Source organism: Bacillus sp. SIMBA_008 (assembly GCF_046535495.1).
GTDB classification, from domain to species: Bacteria; Bacillota; Bacilli; order Bacillales; family Bacillaceae; genus Bacillus; species Bacillus subtilis.
The window spans coordinates 1-277 of the sequence record NZ_JAWRWL010000357.1 but is presented as its reverse complement, the minus strand read 5'-3'; the positions used below and the strand labels follow the sequence as shown (position 1 = coordinate 277).

The 277-nt window shown below is 75.5% G+C and carries 1 protein-coding gene; it reads right to left on the bottom strand.

Features of this window, described 5'->3' with window-relative positions; all coding sequences use genetic code 11:
* Positions 1 to 277: S46 family peptidase (locus SB658_RS23580; protein WP_410602724.1), on the bottom strand; the 277-nt coding region annotated here is incomplete at both ends.

Genomic DNA, 277 nt, shown 5'->3' with positions numbered 1-277 from the left:
CTGCTCGCCGTCGCGCGCCTTGCGCTCGGCCTCCAGCCGCAGCTGCGCCGGGACCAGCCTGGCGGCCAGCGCCAGCAGCGGATCGGCCGCCATGTCGCGGGCCTCGCGGGCATCGGCGAAGCGCGACAGGCGCTCGCTTTCGGTGCCCAGGGTGGTGCCCGCGTAAAGCGCGTCCAGCGCCAGCTTCAGCTCGGCCGGCGTGCGGCCGAAGGCGGCGTCGAACTCGGGCACGCGCTGCGCTTCGGGCAGCAGCTGGTAGCGGGCCAGCAGCGTAGTC